The organism is Bacillus sp. RZ2MS9, assembly GCF_001816185.2.
GTDB lineage: Bacteria > Bacillota > Bacilli > Bacillales > Bacillaceae_G > Bacillus_A > Bacillus_A cereus.
This window is the reverse complement of sequence record NZ_CP049978.1, coordinates 4,770,001-4,787,573: the sequence shown is the minus strand read 5'-3', so window position 1 is coordinate 4,787,573 and position 17,573 is coordinate 4,770,001. Positions and strand designations below refer to the sequence as shown.

Genomic DNA, 17,573 nt, shown 5'->3' with positions numbered 1-17,573 from the left:
TTTTTATTATGAAATCGTCGAATGAGAATGCTGATAAGCAGAACGACGCACAGCATAATATATGCGAGGTGCGATAATAGCACCGATAATTGTAAATGCAATATCTTTTACTGCAAACCACATCATAATCATCCAAGCAGCTTTATAGCTCATATTACCGCCCATAAAGAGATTGACTGCCCCGTACATGTAAGTAGTACCGATTATATAAGTTAAAATAATTCCTGTGAAAGAGGCAATTGCAAATGTAATGAATGTTGGTCTTTCTTTTTGTTCTACTAGTTTTCCGGATACGTAAGCAACGATAATAAATGCGATAATAAAACCACCAGTAGGATCTAAAAGTGCTCCAAATCCAGCTTTGAAGTTAGCGAAGATTGGTGCGCCGGCTACGCCAACGAGCATATATACAGTCATGGATAAGGCACCAAGTCTACTTCCAAGAAGAAGACCTGCTAAAATTGCGAAAAATGGTTGCATAGATAATGGGATGCCTGCTACTTGAAGGAATGGTGCCCAAGATACAATATTTGCACCGATTGCCATAAGAGCAACGAACATGGCAGCTAATGCTAAATCTAAAACATGAAATCTTCTCATAATGTTAACCTCCTGTTGTTTTTAGGTTAACATTATCGTAGCGAAAATATTTACTTGTTGTCAATCAAAATATTTTGATAAGAAGGCTTTAAATAGTCTCTTAGCAACGTATATGGAATACGAAATTGCGGAATTCCACTTGAATAGGGAGCAATCTCATATAAAGGGAAATAAATGACGAGATTGTCTGGCTCTAAAAAGAAGTGGAATTTTTTCATACTCATTACTTTTTCAGTTGCATCAGGAAAATAAATGCTTTCATTTTGTTTAATTTGTCGTACAATCTCCGCACGGATTACATCTTTATATTTATCCTTTTGTTCAAATAAATCGTCTAAGTGCAGTACCTTTTTTTCGTTTAAATCGAATGTATTTGCCTTCCACGTATAAAGACCGTGTGCTCCGCCAGTATATTGATAGTAATTCACATATAGGCTAAGAAAAGGTGGTTTGTTTAAAGAGACTTTATAATCAACATTTGCTACGTACGGATGAAATGGTGTACTAGATCCTTCTGTCTCTTTATAATATTTTTTTGCTTCTTTTTCTAATTTGGTTTTAAATTTGTCAGTGGATTTTTTGTAGTATAAATTGAGTTTATTTTGAAATTTAGAGTCAGAAAATTTTTGAAAAGAAGGCCTGTTTATTTGATATTCTATATAAGGTTTCTTACCTTTTTGCGTTACAGTCTTAACATCGATTGTCAGGTTAGATGCTTTGGCTGTTATTGCACAATTTGGTACAATAGTCAGCAAGGAGAACATAAGCAGTAATATACAAAATTTCTGTTTCATTTAGGTGAAGCCTCCTTATATAAGTGTTATAAGTAGTTTGAAAATAAATAGGTAAAATTATACATTTAATTAAAGTAAGAGAAGGGGGAAGCGATATGGCAAAAACTTTAATGGATTCACTTGGAATTGAGTTGTTAGAGATGACAGAAGATAAGGTGGTTGCTACGATGCCTGTTGATGAGCGTACGCATCAGCCATTTGGATTTTTACATGGTGGTGCATCGGTTGCATTAGCAGAAACAGTGGCAAGTGTTGGTTCATATAATTTAATTGATCAAGAAAAATGTATTTGTTTCGGATTAGAAATTAATGCGAACCACATTCGCTCAAAGAAAGATGGAATTGTAACAGCGATTGGAACACCAATACATAGAGGACAATCGACAATGGTTTGGGATGTTCGCATTATTGATGAAAATGATGATTTACTATGTATATCAAGATGTACAGTAGCAATTAAAGAAAAACGTGAAAAATAAAAAAGAGGCGCTCTTATGAGCAGCCTCTTTTTCTTATAATTAGAACTGGATTTTCTTCTCTAAGAAACCTTTTAGTTCGCTAATTGGCATACGAACTTGTTCCATTGTGTCACGGTCACGTACTGTAACAGCTTTGTCTTCAACTGAGTCGAAGTCGTATGTGATACAGAATGGTGTACCGATTTCGTCTTGACGACGGTAACGTTTACCGATAGAACCAGTTTCATCAAAGTCTACCATGAAGTCTTTAGCTAATTCTGCGAATACTTCAGTAGCACCTTCAGATAGCTTTTTAGATAATGGTAAGATAGCTGCTTTGTATGGTGCTAAAGCAGGGTGGAAACGAAGAACTGTACGAGAATCGTTTTCTAATTGCTCTTCTTCATATGCATCACATAAGAATGCTAATGTTACGCGGTCTGCGCCTAAAGATGGCTCGATGCAGTATGGTACGTAACGCTCATTCGTTTGTGGATCGATATAGTTAAAGTCTTCGTTTGAGTGTTCCATGTGACGTTTTAAGTCGAAGTCTGTACGAGATGCAACGCCCCAAAGTTCGCCCCAACCGAATGGGAATTTGAATTCAATGTCAGTTGTTGCATTACTGTAGTGAGATAACTCTTCTTCACCGTGGTCACGAAGACGCATGCTCTCTTCAGACATACCAAGTGAAAGTAACCAGTTTTTACAAGTTTCACGCCAGAATGCGAACCACTCTAAATCTTCACCAGGCTTACAGAAGAATTCAAGTTCCATTTGTTCAAATTCACGTGTACGGAATGTGAAGTTACCAGGTGTGATTTCGTTACGGAAACTCTTACCGATTTGGCCGATACCAAATGGAAGCTTTTTACGCATAGAGCGTTGAACGTTTTTGAAGTTTACGAAAATACCTTGTGCTGTTTCAGGACGAAGGAAGATTTCGTTTGTGCTAGACTCTGTAACACCTTGGAATGTTTTGAACATTAAGTTGAACTGACGGATTTCAGTAAATTCTTCACTACCGCAATCAGGACATTTTACTTCATGTTCTTTCATTAAGTCAGCCATTTGGTCGAAAGTAAGACCGTCAACAACCATTTCAATGCCTTTTGCATCTAAAGCATCCTCAATTAATTTGTCAGCACGGTGACGAGCTTTACATTTTTTACAGTCGATCATTGGATCGTTGAAGTTACCAACGTGACCAGAAGCGATCCAAGTTTTAGGGTTCATTAAAATAGCTGCGTCTAAACCAACGTTGTGTGGAGATTCTTGAATGAATTTTTTCCACCAAGCTTTTTTAACATTATTTTTTAATTCGATTCCAAGTGGACCGTAATCCCAAGTGTTTGCAAGACCACCGTAAATTTCAGAACCAGGGAAAACAAAACCGCGATGTTTCGCTAAGTTTACAACTTGTTCCATTGAATACATAAGAAAATCCTCCTTTTGAAAGTTAACGTATTGGCGATGACATACTCTGATACTTTGGAAACGGGCAGTATATGTTAAAAAGAACATAAAAAAACGCTCATCCCAAGGCTTATTTGCCTAGGGACGAGCGTTTGCCCGCGGTTCCACCCTAGTTGATACACAAAAGGTGCATCCACTTTATCATGTATTGCTCGAGACTGCCGTTTCCTTGCGTCTTCAGGCTTTCACTATCCCTGAATCGCTTTTTATGCAAGTACTTATAAGTCCGTCATCGCTACTTATATTAATAATAATGAACATATTCTAACACGTTCTTTTTTAAATCTCAATAGAGGAACGCGTCTATCTATGATAGAGTCTCGCCTATTTTTTCATTATTTATTCCGTAATTTTGCTTAATATGCTTAATTGCTTCACGCTTACTTAATGGAGCGAGCTCATTGCTTTGCACGTATTCCCAAACTACATCCTGATTTGTTTTTGCATATTCACGAAGGACCCAGCCAATTGCTTTTTGAATGAAAAATTCTTTTGAAGAATGTAGTTGTCCAATAATCCAGAAAAGAAGTTCTTCATCCATCTTTTGTTTATATTTGAGTTGGAATAAAATAGTGGCACGTTGTAACCAAATGTTATCTGATGCAATCCATTTTGGGATATAGGCAGAAATCAATTCTGGATGTTGTAAAAAGATATTACCTAAAAATGTAGGTACGATGCTATCGACAGTGTCCCACCAAGATTTTGTTACAATCAATTCTTCTAAGAAGGGGATATGTGTTTCGTTTATATGCTTTTTATATTTTTGCATAATATCAAGTGCAGCCGCTTGGAATTCACGTTCTGGTAAGTCCCAAAGTTCAAGTACGATAATTTGGAAGTCTCTTTTATCTGGGAGAGTATGTATTTGAATGATGTCTTTTAATAATTGGCGTCTTTCCGGTGTTTGAATACCTAGAAATGGGAAGTGATTTTTCATATAACGAGCCATAGGTTCTGCTTTTTCAAGATTTTGATGAGCTGTAAAATGCTCTTGTAATGCTTTTACAAATGGATGCATACGTGTTTCTCCTCTCTTATTCTCTTTCTTCTCTTATTATACAAAGAGTTTGGATAAATTTTAAAACATAACTTGCAATGTAATGAAATATGTTGAAAGTAGAGAGGAGAGGATAAGATGGAGGATCAAGGCGTACTAGCAGGTTTCTTTGCTCTTAGTTTTGCGTTTATTCTTGTTATATTGATTTGGGCAATTATTTCATATTTGTTAACGGCTTTTGCACTTTATTCGATGGCGAAAAATGATGGTGCAACGGACGGGGTGCTTGCGTTTATTCCGTTTTTGAATAGTAAGACGTGGGGGGACTTAGCGAAAGATAAATTACCAGATTTTTTGAAGGAAGAAGCAGGGTGGAAAGTATTCGGCATATATGTTGCATGTTTCATTTTTAATTTCGTACCAATTATAAGTTTACTAGCAACAGCTGTATCGATTGTATTGTCCATTTATCTTATCTACGCTATTTTAGACAGATACGGAACGAACTCTATATTATTTACGATTATTCATGTAATCACATTTTCGGTGTTCTTACCGATTCACTTATTTATTATTCGAAATGAACCGGTGAGATATAAAGAGTAGATTTTTCATTTTTGTTGATAAGTAGATATAAGTAAAAAAGCGCTCTGATTATCAGAGCGCTTTTTCTACTACATAAGGTAGCGTAAATAAATATAAATGTGAGAAATGATTAATGAAACGATCATAATTGGGAAACCGACTTTTAGGAAGTCCATGTAACTAAATTTATGTCCTTCGCGGCTCGCGATACCTGCAACGATTACGTTAGCAGAAGCTCCGATTAATGTTCCGTTTCCGCCCAGACAAGCACCTAGTGCTAATGCCCACCATAATACATCGATTTGTGCGTCAGATGGTGATAAGCCTAGCCCAACTGCCATATCGTTAATAAGTGGAATCATTGTTGCGACGAATGGGATGTTATCAATTGTTGCAGAGGCGATACCAGATACCCATAAAATAAGGATGGATGCGTAAGAAATATCTCCGCCTGTTATACCAATTACTTTTTGAGCTAACATTTTGATAAGACCGATATCGATAAGTCCTCCAACAAGTACGAATAACCCTGCGAAGAAGAAGATTGTTACCCACTCTACGCTTGCAAATACTTCTTCAATTTCATGTTCTTTCACACCAATTAACATAAGTACAGTAGCACCAGTTAAGGCGATAATAGCGGCATCGATATGGAAAATAGAATGAGTCATGAAACCTACAATCGTAAGTCCAAGTACCGTTAAAGATTTTTTCATTAATACTGGGTCTTTAATGTACTGTTTTTCATCTAAGCTCATTAATTTTTTAACTTGTACAGGATCGGCAATTAATTGTTTGCGATACATGAAGTAAAGTATTATCGCTGTAACTGCAATAATAATAATTACAATTGGTGCTAGATTCAATAGGAAAGCATTGAAGTCTAAATGCTTATTTGCAGAACCAATCATAATGTTAGGTGGATCACCAATTAATGTTGCTGTTCCTCCAATGTTTGAAAAAATAATTTCAGAAAGTAAATAAGGAACAGGATTTACTTGCAGTATGCGCGTAATAGATAAAGTAACTGGAACAACAAGAAGTACAGTTGTAACGTTATCTAAAAATGCGGAGCCAAGCGCGGTAAGTAAGGAAAGTGAAATTAAAATTTTAATTGGATTTCCTTGTGCCCCTTTTGCTGCTTTAATGGCAACGTATTGGAAGACACCTGATTTACTCGTAATGTTCACCAAAATCATCATACCGATGAGTAGCGTAATCGTTCCCCATTCAATATGTTTCGTAAAGGCGTTATGTAAATCGACGACCCCCACAATTACCATGAGTGCTGCACCAAGAAGTGCGATGACAGCGCGATTAATTTTTTCAGAAATAATAATGGCATATGTAATTAAAAAGACTGCGATAGCAAAATAATACTGCCAGTTAGCGAGTTCTTGCGTTGTTTCGTGCAAAAATCTCATCTCCTTTCATTCACTTTTTCTTAGTGTGTCAAAAATGCTCTAGAAGAAACACACATAACGTCATTATAAAGTAGGAAAATGGCGGATGTAAATGAAAGGAGAGATTTTGTCATATTTTCTGCATAGGTCATTTTTTCTTATTTTTTAAAATATTTGTGGGCATTTGACATATATATAAGATACATCCAATCTGAATATTTAAAATGGAATTAGCATTCGAGCTTGTTCGTGTAGGAGTGTCAAATAGAAAGGAATGACAAAAATGATAAGGAAGGGATCGTATGGATGAACAACGATTTTTATTTTTAGACTTTGAGTTTACGATGCCCCAGCATAGAAAGAAACCGAAAGGATTTTTTCCAGAGATTATTGAGGTAGGACTCGTTTCAGTTGCTGGCTGTAAGGTAGAAGATACGTATTCATCACATGTTAGGCCGAAAACATTTCCCTCTTTAACGGATCGATGTAAGAAGTTTTTAGGAATAAAACAAGAAGTCGTGGATAAAGGGATTTCATTTCCTGAACTCGTTAAGAAGCTTTCAGAATACGAAACGAAATGTAAACCGACAATTGTAACGTGGGGAAATATGGATATGAAAGTGCTGAAGCATAATTGTGAAATGGCAGGGATAGCTTTTCCATTCTTCGGACAGTGTCGTGATTTATCGCTTGAGTATAAGAAGTTTTTTGGAGAAAGAAATCAAACAGGATTATGGAAAGCAATTGAGGCGTATGGAAAAGTAGGGACAGGGAAGCATCATTGTGCGCTTGATGATGCAATGACGACGTACAACATTTTTAAACTAGTAGAAAAAGATAAAGAGTATTTAGTAAAACCAGCACCTCCAACATTAGGAGAACTTGTTGATTTTTCAAAAGTGTTAAAGAAAGTGAGCACACAGTAACGACCAAATTGCACATTATGTAATTTGGTCGTTTTGTTTTTTAGAGTTTGTAGTCTTTCTTTAACTGTTCTAATGTTTCTAGACTACGCTCTGCAAAAGGTGAATCATCTTCAGAAAATGAATTCATTTGAGTTTCTAATGCTAATTTTAGTGAATCTGTATAATCCGGAATTTCTCCTTCATATTTCTTCACCATTTGTTCTGGAATGTTCGTTTGCTCACGAAAAGCTAAAGCACGTCTTTCGTGGAAAAATGGTACGTCAGCTTGTTTTACGTTATGTAAGTCACCTTGCACCGGATGTTTTAAAACAGCTAATACTTTTACGACGTAACTGCCAGGGCGGCTATTTGTAACCTCACCAATGTATTTTCCTGTTTTATAAATACCAGTAACGATTTCACCAATTTCAAATGTTTCTCTCATATTTTTCACCTCAAGTTTATAGTAAGGAAAGTGAGGGAAGGAGTCAAAGAAATCCTTCGTTTTCAGAACGCCCCTTGAGAATATGGGTAGGTTGCACTATAATTTAAAATAATATAACAGAAAATTCTGATGTTTTATAAATCCTATAATAAGGAGTGTTCTATATGATGCCTTTATATTTTCCGGAAGATAAAACAGAATATATTATTCCGGGGATTGTTTGCGTTCTATTTATTATCGGTGCTATTGCCACGTGGCGCATGTTTATTCGTATATCAAAAAGAGAAGCAGACCGATTACAGAAAGTTGAAGAAAAACTATTAGCTGAAAAGAAACAGTAACTCATTTTTGTATGTTTCCTTCTATGCTCGGACAATCTAAGGGCAGAATATATTTTGGAGGGAATAAAATGAAAAAACGGCTTTTTTTCAGTTGTTGTTTACTATTTCTGATGGCAGGTTGTGACCAAGGAAAGCCGAAAGAAATTGACGTGAAATTACATAATGCTTCAGGTGATGAAGTGGGGACTGCGAAAGTAACTCAGCAAACAAGCGGAGTGAAAATTAAGATTAAAGGGGAAGGTTTCACGCCAGGCCCGCACGGCATACATGTGCACGAAATTGGTGAGTGTAAAGCACCACGATTTGAATCATCTGGGAATCATTTTAATCCTGATAATAAAAAGCATGGACTCCTTAATCCGAAGGGTGCAGAAAACGGTGATTTACCGAACGTAGTTGCAGATGGTTCTGGAAAGATTAAAGCAGAAATCGATGCACCTCACATTACACTTGAAGAAGGGAAAACGACGATTCATAGAAAAGATGGAGCGTCTATTATTATTACAGAAAACCCTGATGATGGTATGACACAACCGACAGGTAAATCAGGGGATCGAATTGCTTGTGGCGTAATTGTAAAAAAAGCATCGGATATGAAGAAAAAGTAAAAGCTACCGTGAATGGTAGCTTTCTTTGTGAAATGTAATTGAAAATATATCAGCGATTATTGGAATATATCGACTGTAACTCAAATTATATCGGCGATTATTGGAATATATCGACCGTAACTTGAAATATATCGATTTACCGACAAAATATGACAAAGGAGTCTGCCCCAAGAATGATTCGGGACAGACTCCTTTCTTATTATGAAAACGTATGACGCAGTCTGTTTAAAATTTCTTCTAAAACAGATCGTGGACAGCCGATGTTAATTCGAATATGTTCTTCGCCACCTAACCCGTATTTCTCACCAGGTTCAACGATGATTTTTCCTTTTTCCTCAAGTAGTGCGGTACGCTCGTTTTGAGAAAGCTTTAGACGAGAACAATCAATCCATAATAAAAAGCTACCTTCTGGCTTCGTTACGGAAAGAGCAGGTATGTGAGTTTTAATATATTCACAAGCAAATTGAGCATTATCTTCTATATATAATCGAATTTCGTTTAGCCAATCATTACATTCTGTATAGGCGCTTTGCATCGCTGTATAAGCGAAGATATTTAACCCGTGGAAGCCTTGTCTATACTGGATGGCTGTAAAGGCATGACGGAGCTTTTCGTTTGGAATGATAATGATCGACGCTTGTAATCCAGCGATATTAAATGTTTTACTTGGAGCCATGCAAGTGATAGTGCGCTCTGCTAATTCTTCAGATAAGGAAGCGAACGGTGTATGTGTATGGTCTGCATAAATGATATCGGAATGAATTTCATCCGCCACAACGATTACGTCATATTTAGTACATAACGATCCGAGCTGCACAAGTTCCTCTTTCGTCCAAACGCGTCCGATTGGGTTATGAGGGCTACAAAGAAGCAAGAGTTTGATGCCTTGCTGAAACTGCTTTTCTAAATGCTTGAAGTCTATCACATATGTATCATTTTGTTTCTGTAATGGACTCACGCATAACTGCCTGTTGTTTGTTGTGACCATTTCGAAAAATGGAGGATAAATAGGTGGTTGTACGAGAACAGATTCGTTTTCTTTGGTGAAAGCCTGTATGCTCGTACTAAGAGCTGGAACGATTCCGGCACTAAAGACAATCCATTCTTTTTGAATATCCCAGTCGTATTGTTGTTTTGTCCAGTTACAAATAATATCTCCAATATTTTCGGGAGGAAGTGTATAGCCAAAAATCGGATGTTCGATTCGTTGTTTTAAGGCAGTTTGAATTGGTTTTGGTACTTCAAAATCCATATCAGCAATCCAAGCATGGATAAGTTCTTCGTTTTTATATGTATCCCATTTTGTGCTATGCGTTCCACGTCGATTGATTGCTTTATGAAATAGTTGCATAAGTTTGCTCCCTTCTTCTGTAAAACCAATAAGTTATGAAAGTTCTCTCTCTTCTTATAGAATAGCTGATGTGATAGGATAAAGAAAAGTATTAAAAAGTGAAAAGGCGGGAAGCGAATGGGTACATATGAAAAGATGATAGAGGTTGTGAAGAATTGGGATCCGTTTCAAATGGGACCGGAGTTTTATGAAACAGAAGCGAGCGATGTTGTGAGCGTCATAAGTGTGTTTGACGATCCAAAATACATCGCAAAGAAGATTCAACATATATACTTTATGTCTTTTGAGGAAGTACCTGCGCTTGAAAAATGTGAGAAATTAGCTGTGGAATTACTTGTAATAAAAGAAGGCGGAAGCTGTTCATTATAGGCTGTCGGGATTTCCGACAGCCTTTTTTATATTATCCCGCTATCTGCTGGGTAGTAAGACCTTCACCTCAAAATTTAGCGGAAGCAAAGAAGTTAGGTGGAGGCTGATTAAAGTTTCATTTTATTGCGCGGAAAAAGCGATAATTTCTTCATAAACATGTTCAGGCTTTTCTTCAGGTAGTAAATGTCCTGTATTTTCGTAAGAAATAAATTTTGAATTCGGTAAATCTTTGTGTAGACGATGACCTACATGTACAGGGACGACGCGGTCTTTTTCACCCCAAATGAGTAGGATAGGTGTTTCGATTTTTTGTAATTCAGTTGAAGATAAGTCACCTTCACGGTCTCGTATCATGCGAGTTAAAGCGGGAAATATGCGGTCGTCATAAAAAGGAGCGGAGTAACCTTTTTTCATTTCATCGTCAATTAATGAGTGATCATGAACGACATTCATTAAGTTATGAACAATGCCGCGCCTTATAATCCAGTTCTTTACGTATAAATGAAAGAACGGTAAATAAGAAGAGTATAGTAAAGGTAAGGTTGCGCGCGCTAAATAGCTCGAGCTACATAGTAAAATCGTCTTTGAAATGAGTTCAGGACGTATACGGTTTACATAGAGAGAAATTTGCCCACCCATAGAATGCCCAACTAATACAATGTTTGAGAGAGATAAATGTTCAATTAAATCAATAATAATCGTTGCTAAATTGTGATAAGAATACTTAAACAGATGAGACTTATCACTTTTTCCGAACGGTGGCAAATCAAGAGCAATGACTGTTCCTTCCTTCGATAGTAAAGGAATGAGACGGCGGTAACTGAATGAGGAAGATAAAAAGCCGTGAACGAGTATGAAAGTAGGACGTTCTGTTTTATTATCATGTTCATACAATTCGTAATGAACAGTAGTGCCGCGAGTGGAAAAAGTGAAATAAGGACAAGTATATTTATGATTCATTTTTTGTCACTCCATTGATTTTTGTTCATATCATCTCCAAGGAAGAAGAAAATATGTTAACAAAAAAAGGCAAGATGACGATGTCATCTTGCCTTTCGTTTATTCAGTATTACCCGCGAACAATATTAGGCGGTGTTTTTCCTTGTAACCCTGCAACTAAATTTTCAGCGGCGGTCATGGCCATTTGCTGACGAGTTTTTAATGTTGCAGATCCGATATGTGGTAAAGTCACAACATTTTGTAATGATAAGAGTGGATTATCTTTTTGAATCGGCTCTTGTGTAAATGTATCGATACCTGCTGCAAAGATTTTCTTTTCTGTTAAAGCATGGATTAACGCTTTTTCATCTACTGTTTTGCCGCGAGAAGCATTAATGAAGATTGCTGTGTCTTTCATTAATGAAAATTCCTTTTCTCCGATAAGGTGATATGTTTCATCTGTTAATGGAGTAAGAAGAACAATAAAATCAGACTGATTCAGTAGCGTCTGTAAATCACAATATGTAGCATCGAATTTTTGTTCAGCTTCTTCTTTACGACGGCGGTTATAGTAAAGAACATTCATATCAAATCCGAATTTTGCTCGTTTTGCAACGGCTTCTCCAATTCGGCCCATACCGATAATACCAATTGTGCTATGGTGTACATCTAGTCCGAAGTGTTCTTTTCCGATTTCAGCGTTCCATTCACCATTTTTCACGTAAGAATCGAGTTCGCAAACGCGGCGCCCAGCTGATAGCATAAGGGCGAAAACGAGATCAGCTACTGTATCATCTAATACGTATGGTGTATTCGTTCCGATAACATTTCGGTTTTTCATCGCTTGTAAATCAAAATTATCGTAACCGACAGAAATGTTGCTCACTACTTTTAAGTTAGGAGCTACTGTCAGTAATTCTTCATTAATAGCAAATCCGAAATTTAATAACCCATCTTTATCTTGTATTTTCTCTAATAGAATATCACGAGGTACTTTCTCATTTTGATCCCATTTTTCATAATCACAGTGTTCTGATAAATAGTTTTCTACAAATGTTGGAACTGGTTCAGCAATATAAACTTTTGGTTTCACGGTTCCATCCCCTTTCGCTTTATCCCGCATTTTTCCGCTGATTAAAGTTTCACTTTATTTTGACATAATTCAATAGAAAAATCTTCTTTTCAAACTTGAAAGGGTATTTGTATAATTTAGACACAAACGAAAAGGAAGGATGATTTATATGGTGACAGAAAAAGAATTAGAATTATTAGCTTGTCTTGAAAAGAGTAGTCGATTATCTGTAGATACATTAGCGAAGCTGTTAAATATAGAAGTAGAAGAAGTAAAGAAGATGGTTGCGAGATTAGAAAATGAAAAGATTATTGTGGATTATGTAACACATATCGATTGGACGAAAGTGAAAGAACATACAGGTTTAACGGCAATGATCGATGTGAAAGTTACGCCAAAGCACGGCGTTGGATTTGATGCGGTTGCTGAGCAAATTTATCGTTATTCAGAAGTGAAATCCGTTTATTTAATGTCAGGGACATATGATCTTTCTATTACATTAGAAGGGAAAACGATGGGGGAAGTAGCGATGTTTGTTTCTGAGAAATTAGCAACAATTGAATCTGTCGTTTCTACAACTACTCATTTCATTTTGAAGAAGTATAAACATGAGGGTGTTATTTATGAAAAAGACGATGATGATAAGCGAATTGTGGTGACACCATGAAGCAATTTGAACTATCTAGATCAGCAGAATCTTTAAAACCATCTGGTATTCGAAAATTTTTTGATTTAGCAGCAAATATGAAAGGTGTTATTTCCCTCGGGGTAGGAGAGCCAGATTTTGTTACCCCTTGGAATGTAAGGCAAGCATGTATTCGTTCTTTGGAACAAGGGTATACGTCATATACAGCAAATGCAGGATTATTAGAGCTCCGTCAAGAAATAGCAAAGTATCTAAAAAAACAATTTGCAGTATCTTATGACCCAAGTGATGAAATCATTGTTACAGTTGGAGCGAGCCAGGCGTTAGATGTAGCGATGCGCGCCATTATAAATCCTGATGATGAAGTGCTCATTATTGAACCAAGCTTCGTTTCTTATGCACCACTTGTGACATTAGCTGGAGGAGTTCCAGTTCCTGTGGCGACTACTTTAGAAAATGAGTTTAAAGTACTACCAGAACAAATTGAAGCAGCTATTACAGCGAAAACAAAGGCGATTTTGCTTTGTTCACCAAATAACCCGACAGGTGCAATGCTAAATAAATCCGAGCTTGAAGAAATAGCAGTGATTGTTGAGAAGTACAATCTAATTGTATTATCTGATGAAATTTATGCAGAGCTTGTATACGACGAAGTATATACAAGTTTCGCGAGTATTAAAAATATGCGTGAGCATACGATTTTAATTTCGGGATTTTCAAAAGGGTTTGCGATGACAGGATGGCGTCTCGGTATGATTGCAGCTCCTGTTCAATTTTCAGAATTAATGCTCAAAATCCATCAGTATTCAATGATGTGTGCACCGACGATGTCTCAGTTTGCAGCACTTGAGGCGTTACGGGCAGGGAACGATGAAGTGATTCGAATGAGAGATAGTTATAAGAAGCGTCGTAACTTCATGACGAAATCTTTCAATGAAATGGGTTTAACGTGTCATGTGCCAGGCGGAGCATTTTATGTTTTCCCTTCTATATCTTCAACAGGATTATCTTCAGCGGAATTTGCAGAACAGTTATTGCTGGAAGAAAAAGTGGCTGTTGTCCCTGGTAGCGTATTTGGCGAAAGTGGTGAAGGTTTTATTCGTTGTTCTTATGCAACATCGCTTGAACAACTTATGGAAGCAATGAAGAGAATGGAACGGTTTGTAGAGAATAAAAAAAGGACAAAACGTAATACGTTTTGTCCATAAAAGGGGGGGAATACTAGAAAGCCATGTGTTAGTATTCTATCCCAATATTGGATAATTATACTTCTTTAAGGGAAATTTTTCATGAATTTTGAATGAGTTCTGTCATAGTGGTATAATTTACTAATATAAGGTATACGCATTCTAGATAACGTTATCTAGAATGCGTACTAACCAATCGGATATTTAAAATAAATATATCTGCTTTGCTCTCTATAATTGTAGAGAGAATGGTAAACGTATGGGAGTGTTTCATATGTCAGAACAATATACAACAGGAGTGGTTGTAACAGGGAAAGTGACTGGAATTCAAGATTACGGTGCGTTTGTAGCGTTAGATGCAGAAACACAAGGGCTTGTGCATATATCTGAAATTACAAATGGATATGTAAAGGATATTCATGACTTTTTAAAGGTCGGCGATACAGTAGAAGTAAAGGTACTTTCAATTGATGAAGAGCACAGAAAAATGAGTTTATCGTTAAAAGCGGCGAAAAGAAAACAAGGAAGGATTCTTATACCGAACCCATCTGAAAACGGATTTAATACGCTGCGAGAAAAGTTGGCAGAATGGATTGAAGAGTCCGAGTTAACAAAGTAAAAGAGGAACGCATATGAGCGTTCCTCTTTTACTTTATCTTATGATATATATTTGCAAATATGATTGCATGCAATCATATTCGTATGTCGGAGGTGAAAGGACATACTGATTATCGAATTTCGTTTGTTTCTGGGTGCGTACCAAGATTTTCAGATGGTTTAAACAGTAAACCAAGGTTGATAAGCCCAGATATACCAACGATGCCGTAAATAATACGTGCAAGAGCTGAATTTTGTCCACCGAAAATGGCTGCTACTAAGTCAAACTGGAAAAACCCGATTAGTCCCCAGTTCACAGCGCCAATTACAGTAAAGACTAATGCGATACGTTGTAAAGTACTCATGAAAAAGCCCCCCTTAATTGTGAAGCATGAGCAAGCGATGAGTTAATTAACTCTTTTATAGAATGGGGTAGTTATGTTGTTTTTATACATAAAAAATGTTTGAAAGAAGATGTATATACATCTATACCGAAAAATGCGAATTTTTATGCAAAAAATGAACTTTTTCTAAAAAATATATATTGGTTACGTTTACAATGTTTGAATCGCTTGATTTACAACTTCAGTTTCGCTAAAGTGAATACAGAAATACATATCCATAATTGGAGGGAAAAAGATGAGTACACATGTAACGTTCGACTATTCTAAAGCGTTATCCTTCATCGGTGAACATGAAATCACTTATTTACGTGATGCAGTGAAAGTAACACATCACGCAATCCACGAAAAAACTGGAGCTGGGAACGATTTCCTTGGGTGGGTAGACCTTCCGCTTCAATATGACAAAGAAGAATTTGCTCGCATTCAAAAATGCGCAGAAAAAATTAAAAATGACTCTGACATTTTACTTGTTGTAGGTATCGGTGGTTCTTACTTAGGAGCACGTGCAGCAATCGAAATGTTAAACCATTCTTTCTACAACACGCTTTCTAAAGAACAACGTAAAACTCCACAAGTGCTATTTGTTGGACAAAACATTAGCTCCACTTACATGAAAGATTTAATGGACGTATTAGAAGGTAAAGACTTCTCTATTAACGTTATTTCCAAATCAGGTACAACAACAGAGCCAGCACTAGCATTCCGTATCTTCCGTAAGTTATTAGAAGAAAAGTATGGAAAAGAAGAAGCTCGCAAACGTATTTATGCAACTACAGATAAAGCGCGTGGTGCATTAAAAACATTAGCTGATAACGAAGGTTACGAAACATTTGTTATTCCAGATGATGTTGGAGGTCGTTTCTCTGTATTAACGCCAGTTGGTTTATTACCAATCGCAGTAAGTGGCTTAAATATTGAAGAGATGATGAAAGGTGCAGCTGCTGGTCGTGATGACTTCGGAACATCAGAACTAGAAGAAAATCCAGCTTACCAATATGCAGTAGTTCGTAACGCTTTATACAATAAAGGAAAAACAATTGAAATGCTTGTTAACTATGAACCAGCACTTCAATACTTCGCTGAGTGGTGGAAACAGTTATTTGGTGAAAGTGAAGGAAAAGATCAAAAAGGTATTTTCCCATCTTCAGCAAACTTCTCAACTGATTTACACTCATTAGGTCAATACGTTCAAGAAGGTCGTCGTGACTTATTTGAAACAGTCCTTAAAGTAGGTAAATCTACACATGAACTAACAATCGAATCAGAAGAAAACGATTTAGACGGATTAAACTACCTTGCTGGTGAAACTGTAGACTTCGTAAACACAAAAGCATACGAAGGTACATTACTTGCACATAGCGACGGGGGAGTACCAAACTTAATCGTCAATATTCCTGAATTAAATGAGTACACATTCGGTTACCTTGTATACTTCTTCGAAAAAGCATGTGCGATGAGCGGCTACTTATTAGGCGTGAATCCATTTGACCAACCTGGAGTAGAAGCATATAAGAAAAACATGTTTGCTTTACTTGGTAAACCAGGATTTGAAGAATTAAAAGCAGAATTAGAAGAGCGTTTAAAATAATAAAAAGCGACCGGATTCCGGTCGCTTTTTATTATTTTATCGAAAAGTCCATCAGTATATTCAAACTAAAGTGGGTATGCTAAAGGAAAAGTCTAGGAGGGATGGGCTTGATTCCGATTCAATCAAATTTAGAAGGACGTACATATGCGTTATATAAATTAGAAGAGATTATGAAACCACTTGGATATAGCATTGGTGGTAATTGGGATTATGATAAAGGATGCTTCGATTACAAAATCGATGAAGAAGATGGGTATCAATTTTTACGAGTGCCATTTACAGCCATTGATGGAGAACTAGATGTACCAGGCGTAATAGTTCGTCTTGGAACGCCGTATATTCTTTCGCACGTATATCAAGACGAACTAGATGATAATGTGAATACTTTAACAGCTGGAACAAGTGGAATGGATCAATTTGCTGAGCCGAAAGATCCAGATGGAGATGTGAAAAGAAAATATATCAATATTGGGAAAGTGCTCATGCAAGAATTAGAGCGTCATTTTACTAATGGTGAATAACAATGAGTATGTCGCTTTCAATGAGAACAAAGGAATGAACTGGATTAATCATATATTGTTCGTCGCGCTTTATACCTAGTAAGAGAATGTTTTGCTTTAAAAGAGTATAGCTACAATTGGCAAAAGTTTGTCCGGTGCAGGACGATGGAAGCTCCATCAGTTGTAATTTATTATCAGAGATTTCGTCGTAAAGTGAAAATAGTACACCTGAAATGGAAGGGAATAAAAGAGAAGCGGTAAATACATAGCTCGTTAATTTATTTCCTTCTATAATTTCTGACGCG

The 17,573-nt window shown here is 36.6% G+C and carries 22 protein-coding genes (1 of these 22 running past the window's edge); 11 read left to right on the top strand and 11 right to left on the bottom strand.

The features are described 5' to 3' along the window. Positions 1-6 precede the first annotated feature (6 nt). Together BHV55_RS24560 and BHV55_RS24555 are read right to left on the bottom strand one after the other, a co-directional pair. Positions 7-600, bottom strand: coding sequence for a biotin transporter BioY (locus BHV55_RS24560; protein WP_001252163.1), 594 nt, complete (start codon positions 598-600; stop codon positions 7-9). Between the two features lie 50 nt (positions 601-650). Continuing rightward, positions 651-1,394 carry a DUF3298 and DUF4163 domain-containing protein gene (locus tag BHV55_RS24555; RefSeq protein WP_048568248.1) on the bottom strand — a complete coding sequence of 248 codons (744 nt, stop codon included), beginning with the start codon at positions 1,392-1,394 and terminating at the stop codon, positions 651-653. A gap of 95 nt (positions 1,395-1,489) precedes the next feature. Between BHV55_RS24555 and BHV55_RS24550 the strand changes: the two genes are divergently transcribed. Beyond that, positions 1,490-1,873: a hotdog fold thioesterase gene (locus BHV55_RS24550; protein ID WP_001140612.1), complete on the top strand. Its 384-nt coding sequence runs from the start codon at positions 1,490-1,492 to the stop codon at positions 1,871-1,873. Between the two features lie 39 nt (positions 1,874-1,912). Here BHV55_RS24550 and BHV55_RS24545 read toward each other — a convergent pair whose 3' ends face one another. Continuing rightward, positions 1,913-3,289, bottom strand: a complete 1,377-nt coding sequence (locus BHV55_RS24545; RefSeq protein WP_000287147.1) for a glycine--tRNA ligase — start codon at positions 3,287-3,289, stop codon at positions 1,913-1,915. Between the two features lie 346 nt (positions 3,290-3,635). Then, the gene (locus tag BHV55_RS24540) at positions 3,636-4,349 is read right to left on the bottom strand and encodes a DNA alkylation repair protein (protein WP_048568249.1); all 714 of its coding nucleotides are present in this window, start codon (positions 4,347-4,349) and stop codon (positions 3,636-3,638) included. Positions 4,350-4,466: 117 nt separating this feature from the next. Between BHV55_RS24540 and BHV55_RS24535 the strand changes: the two genes are divergently transcribed. Next, positions 4,467-4,934, top strand: a complete 468-nt coding sequence (locus tag BHV55_RS24535) for a hypothetical protein (RefSeq protein WP_000390061.1) — start codon at positions 4,467-4,469, stop codon at positions 4,932-4,934. A gap of 68 nt (positions 4,935-5,002) precedes the next feature. Here BHV55_RS24535 and BHV55_RS24530 read toward each other — a convergent pair whose 3' ends face one another. Then, positions 5,003-6,328 (bottom strand): ArsB/NhaD family transporter, encoded by a 1,326-nt coding sequence (locus BHV55_RS24530; RefSeq protein ID WP_000545231.1) that lies wholly within the window; start codon positions 6,326-6,328, stop codon positions 5,003-5,005. Between the two features lie 290 nt (positions 6,329-6,618). On the opposite strand from BHV55_RS24530, the gene kapD reads away from it, so the two are divergent. Further along, positions 6,619-7,242, top strand: coding sequence for a 3'-5' exonuclease KapD (gene kapD / locus BHV55_RS24525; RefSeq protein ID WP_000344358.1), 624 nt, complete (start codon positions 6,619-6,621; stop codon positions 7,240-7,242). A gap of 40 nt (positions 7,243-7,282) precedes the next feature. Here kapD and kapB read toward each other — a convergent pair whose 3' ends face one another. Continuing rightward, a complete protein-coding gene (gene kapB / locus BHV55_RS24520; RefSeq protein ID WP_001209340.1) occupies positions 7,283-7,666 on the bottom strand; it encodes a kinase-associated lipoprotein KapB in 384 nt (127 codons plus the stop codon). 164 nt (positions 7,667-7,830) lie between these two features. Between kapB and BHV55_RS24515 the strand changes: the two genes are divergently transcribed. Beyond that, positions 7,831-8,007, top strand: coding sequence for a hypothetical protein (locus BHV55_RS24515; protein WP_000982755.1), 177 nt, complete (start codon positions 7,831-7,833; stop codon positions 8,005-8,007). Positions 8,008-8,075: 68 nt separating this feature from the next. Further along, positions 8,076-8,615, top strand: a complete 540-nt coding sequence (sodC, locus tag BHV55_RS24510; RefSeq protein ID WP_000746503.1) for a superoxide dismutase [Cu-Zn] — start codon at positions 8,076-8,078, stop codon at positions 8,613-8,615. 199 nt (positions 8,616-8,814) lie between these two features. Here the strand turns inward: sodC and BHV55_RS24505 are convergent, their stop codons facing one another. Then, a complete protein-coding gene (locus BHV55_RS24505) occupies positions 8,815-9,966 on the bottom strand; it encodes a MalY/PatB family protein (protein ID WP_070757788.1) in 1,152 nt (383 codons plus the stop codon). A gap of 117 nt (positions 9,967-10,083) precedes the next feature. Between BHV55_RS24505 and BHV55_RS24500 the strand changes: the two genes are divergently transcribed. Next, entirely contained in the window at positions 10,084-10,335 is a 252-nt protein-coding gene (locus BHV55_RS24500; RefSeq protein WP_000537645.1) for a YugE family protein, read from the top strand. Between the two features lie 120 nt (positions 10,336-10,455). On the opposite strand, the gene BHV55_RS24495 is transcribed toward BHV55_RS24500, so the two are convergent. Both BHV55_RS24495 and BHV55_RS24490 read right to left on the bottom strand, forming a co-directional pair. Continuing rightward, the gene (locus tag BHV55_RS24495; protein WP_001015858.1) at positions 10,456-11,295 is read right to left on the bottom strand and encodes an alpha/beta fold hydrolase; all 840 of its coding nucleotides are present in this window, start codon (positions 11,293-11,295) and stop codon (positions 10,456-10,458) included. Positions 11,296-11,404: 109 nt separating this feature from the next. Continuing rightward, the gene (locus BHV55_RS24490; RefSeq protein ID WP_070757790.1) at positions 11,405-12,397 is read right to left on the bottom strand and encodes a 2-hydroxyacid dehydrogenase; all 993 of its coding nucleotides are present in this window, start codon (positions 12,395-12,397) and stop codon (positions 11,405-11,407) included. A 118-nt stretch (positions 12,398-12,515) separates the two neighbouring features. Here BHV55_RS24490 and BHV55_RS24485 point away from each other — a divergent pair, with 118 nt between their 5' ends. The 3 genes from BHV55_RS24485 to yugI all read left to right on the top strand — a co-directional run bounded on the left by BHV55_RS24485 (position 12,516) and on the right by yugI (position 14,798). Next, complete coding sequence (locus BHV55_RS24485) at positions 12,516-13,013, top strand: Lrp/AsnC family transcriptional regulator (protein ID WP_000255696.1); 498 nt, start codon at positions 12,516-12,518, stop codon at positions 13,011-13,013. Then, a complete protein-coding gene (locus BHV55_RS24480) occupies positions 13,010-14,200 on the top strand; it encodes an aminotransferase (RefSeq protein WP_048568252.1) in 1,191 nt (396 codons plus the stop codon). Before BHV55_RS24485 ends, BHV55_RS24480 begins: the two co-directional genes overlap by 4 nt. A 253-nt stretch (positions 14,201-14,453) precedes the next feature. After that, positions 14,454-14,798 carry a S1 domain-containing post-transcriptional regulator GSP13 gene (gene yugI / locus BHV55_RS24475; protein WP_000003764.1) on the top strand — a complete coding sequence of 115 codons (345 nt, stop codon included), beginning with the start codon at positions 14,454-14,456 and terminating at the stop codon, positions 14,796-14,798. Positions 14,799-14,907: 109 nt separating this feature from the next. Here the strand turns inward: yugI and BHV55_RS24470 are convergent, their stop codons facing one another. Continuing rightward, on the bottom strand, positions 14,908-15,141 hold the full coding sequence (locus BHV55_RS24470; protein ID WP_000105788.1) for a DUF378 domain-containing protein: 234 nt from the start codon (positions 15,139-15,141) through the stop codon (positions 14,908-14,910). 274 nt (positions 15,142-15,415) lie between these two features. On the opposite strand from BHV55_RS24470, the gene BHV55_RS24465 reads away from it, so the two are divergent. Next, entirely contained in the window at positions 15,416-16,768 is a 1,353-nt protein-coding gene (locus BHV55_RS24465; RefSeq protein ID WP_000103658.1) for a glucose-6-phosphate isomerase, read from the top strand. 107 nt (positions 16,769-16,875) lie between these two features. Continuing rightward, entirely contained in the window at positions 16,876-17,289 is a 414-nt protein-coding gene (locus BHV55_RS24460) for a YugN-like family protein (RefSeq protein WP_000612334.1), read from the top strand. On the opposite strand, the gene BHV55_RS24455 is transcribed toward BHV55_RS24460, so the two are convergent. Then, positions 17,276-17,573, bottom strand: partial view of a potassium channel family protein gene (locus tag BHV55_RS24455; protein WP_016110869.1) — the 3' portion only. The gene runs 698 nt beyond the window's last position; 298 of the gene's 996 nt are visible here — the last part of the coding sequence; its start codon lies off the right edge, out of view; its stop codon occupies positions 17,276-17,278. The two genes, BHV55_RS24460 and BHV55_RS24455, sit on opposite strands and share 14 nt — an antisense overlap.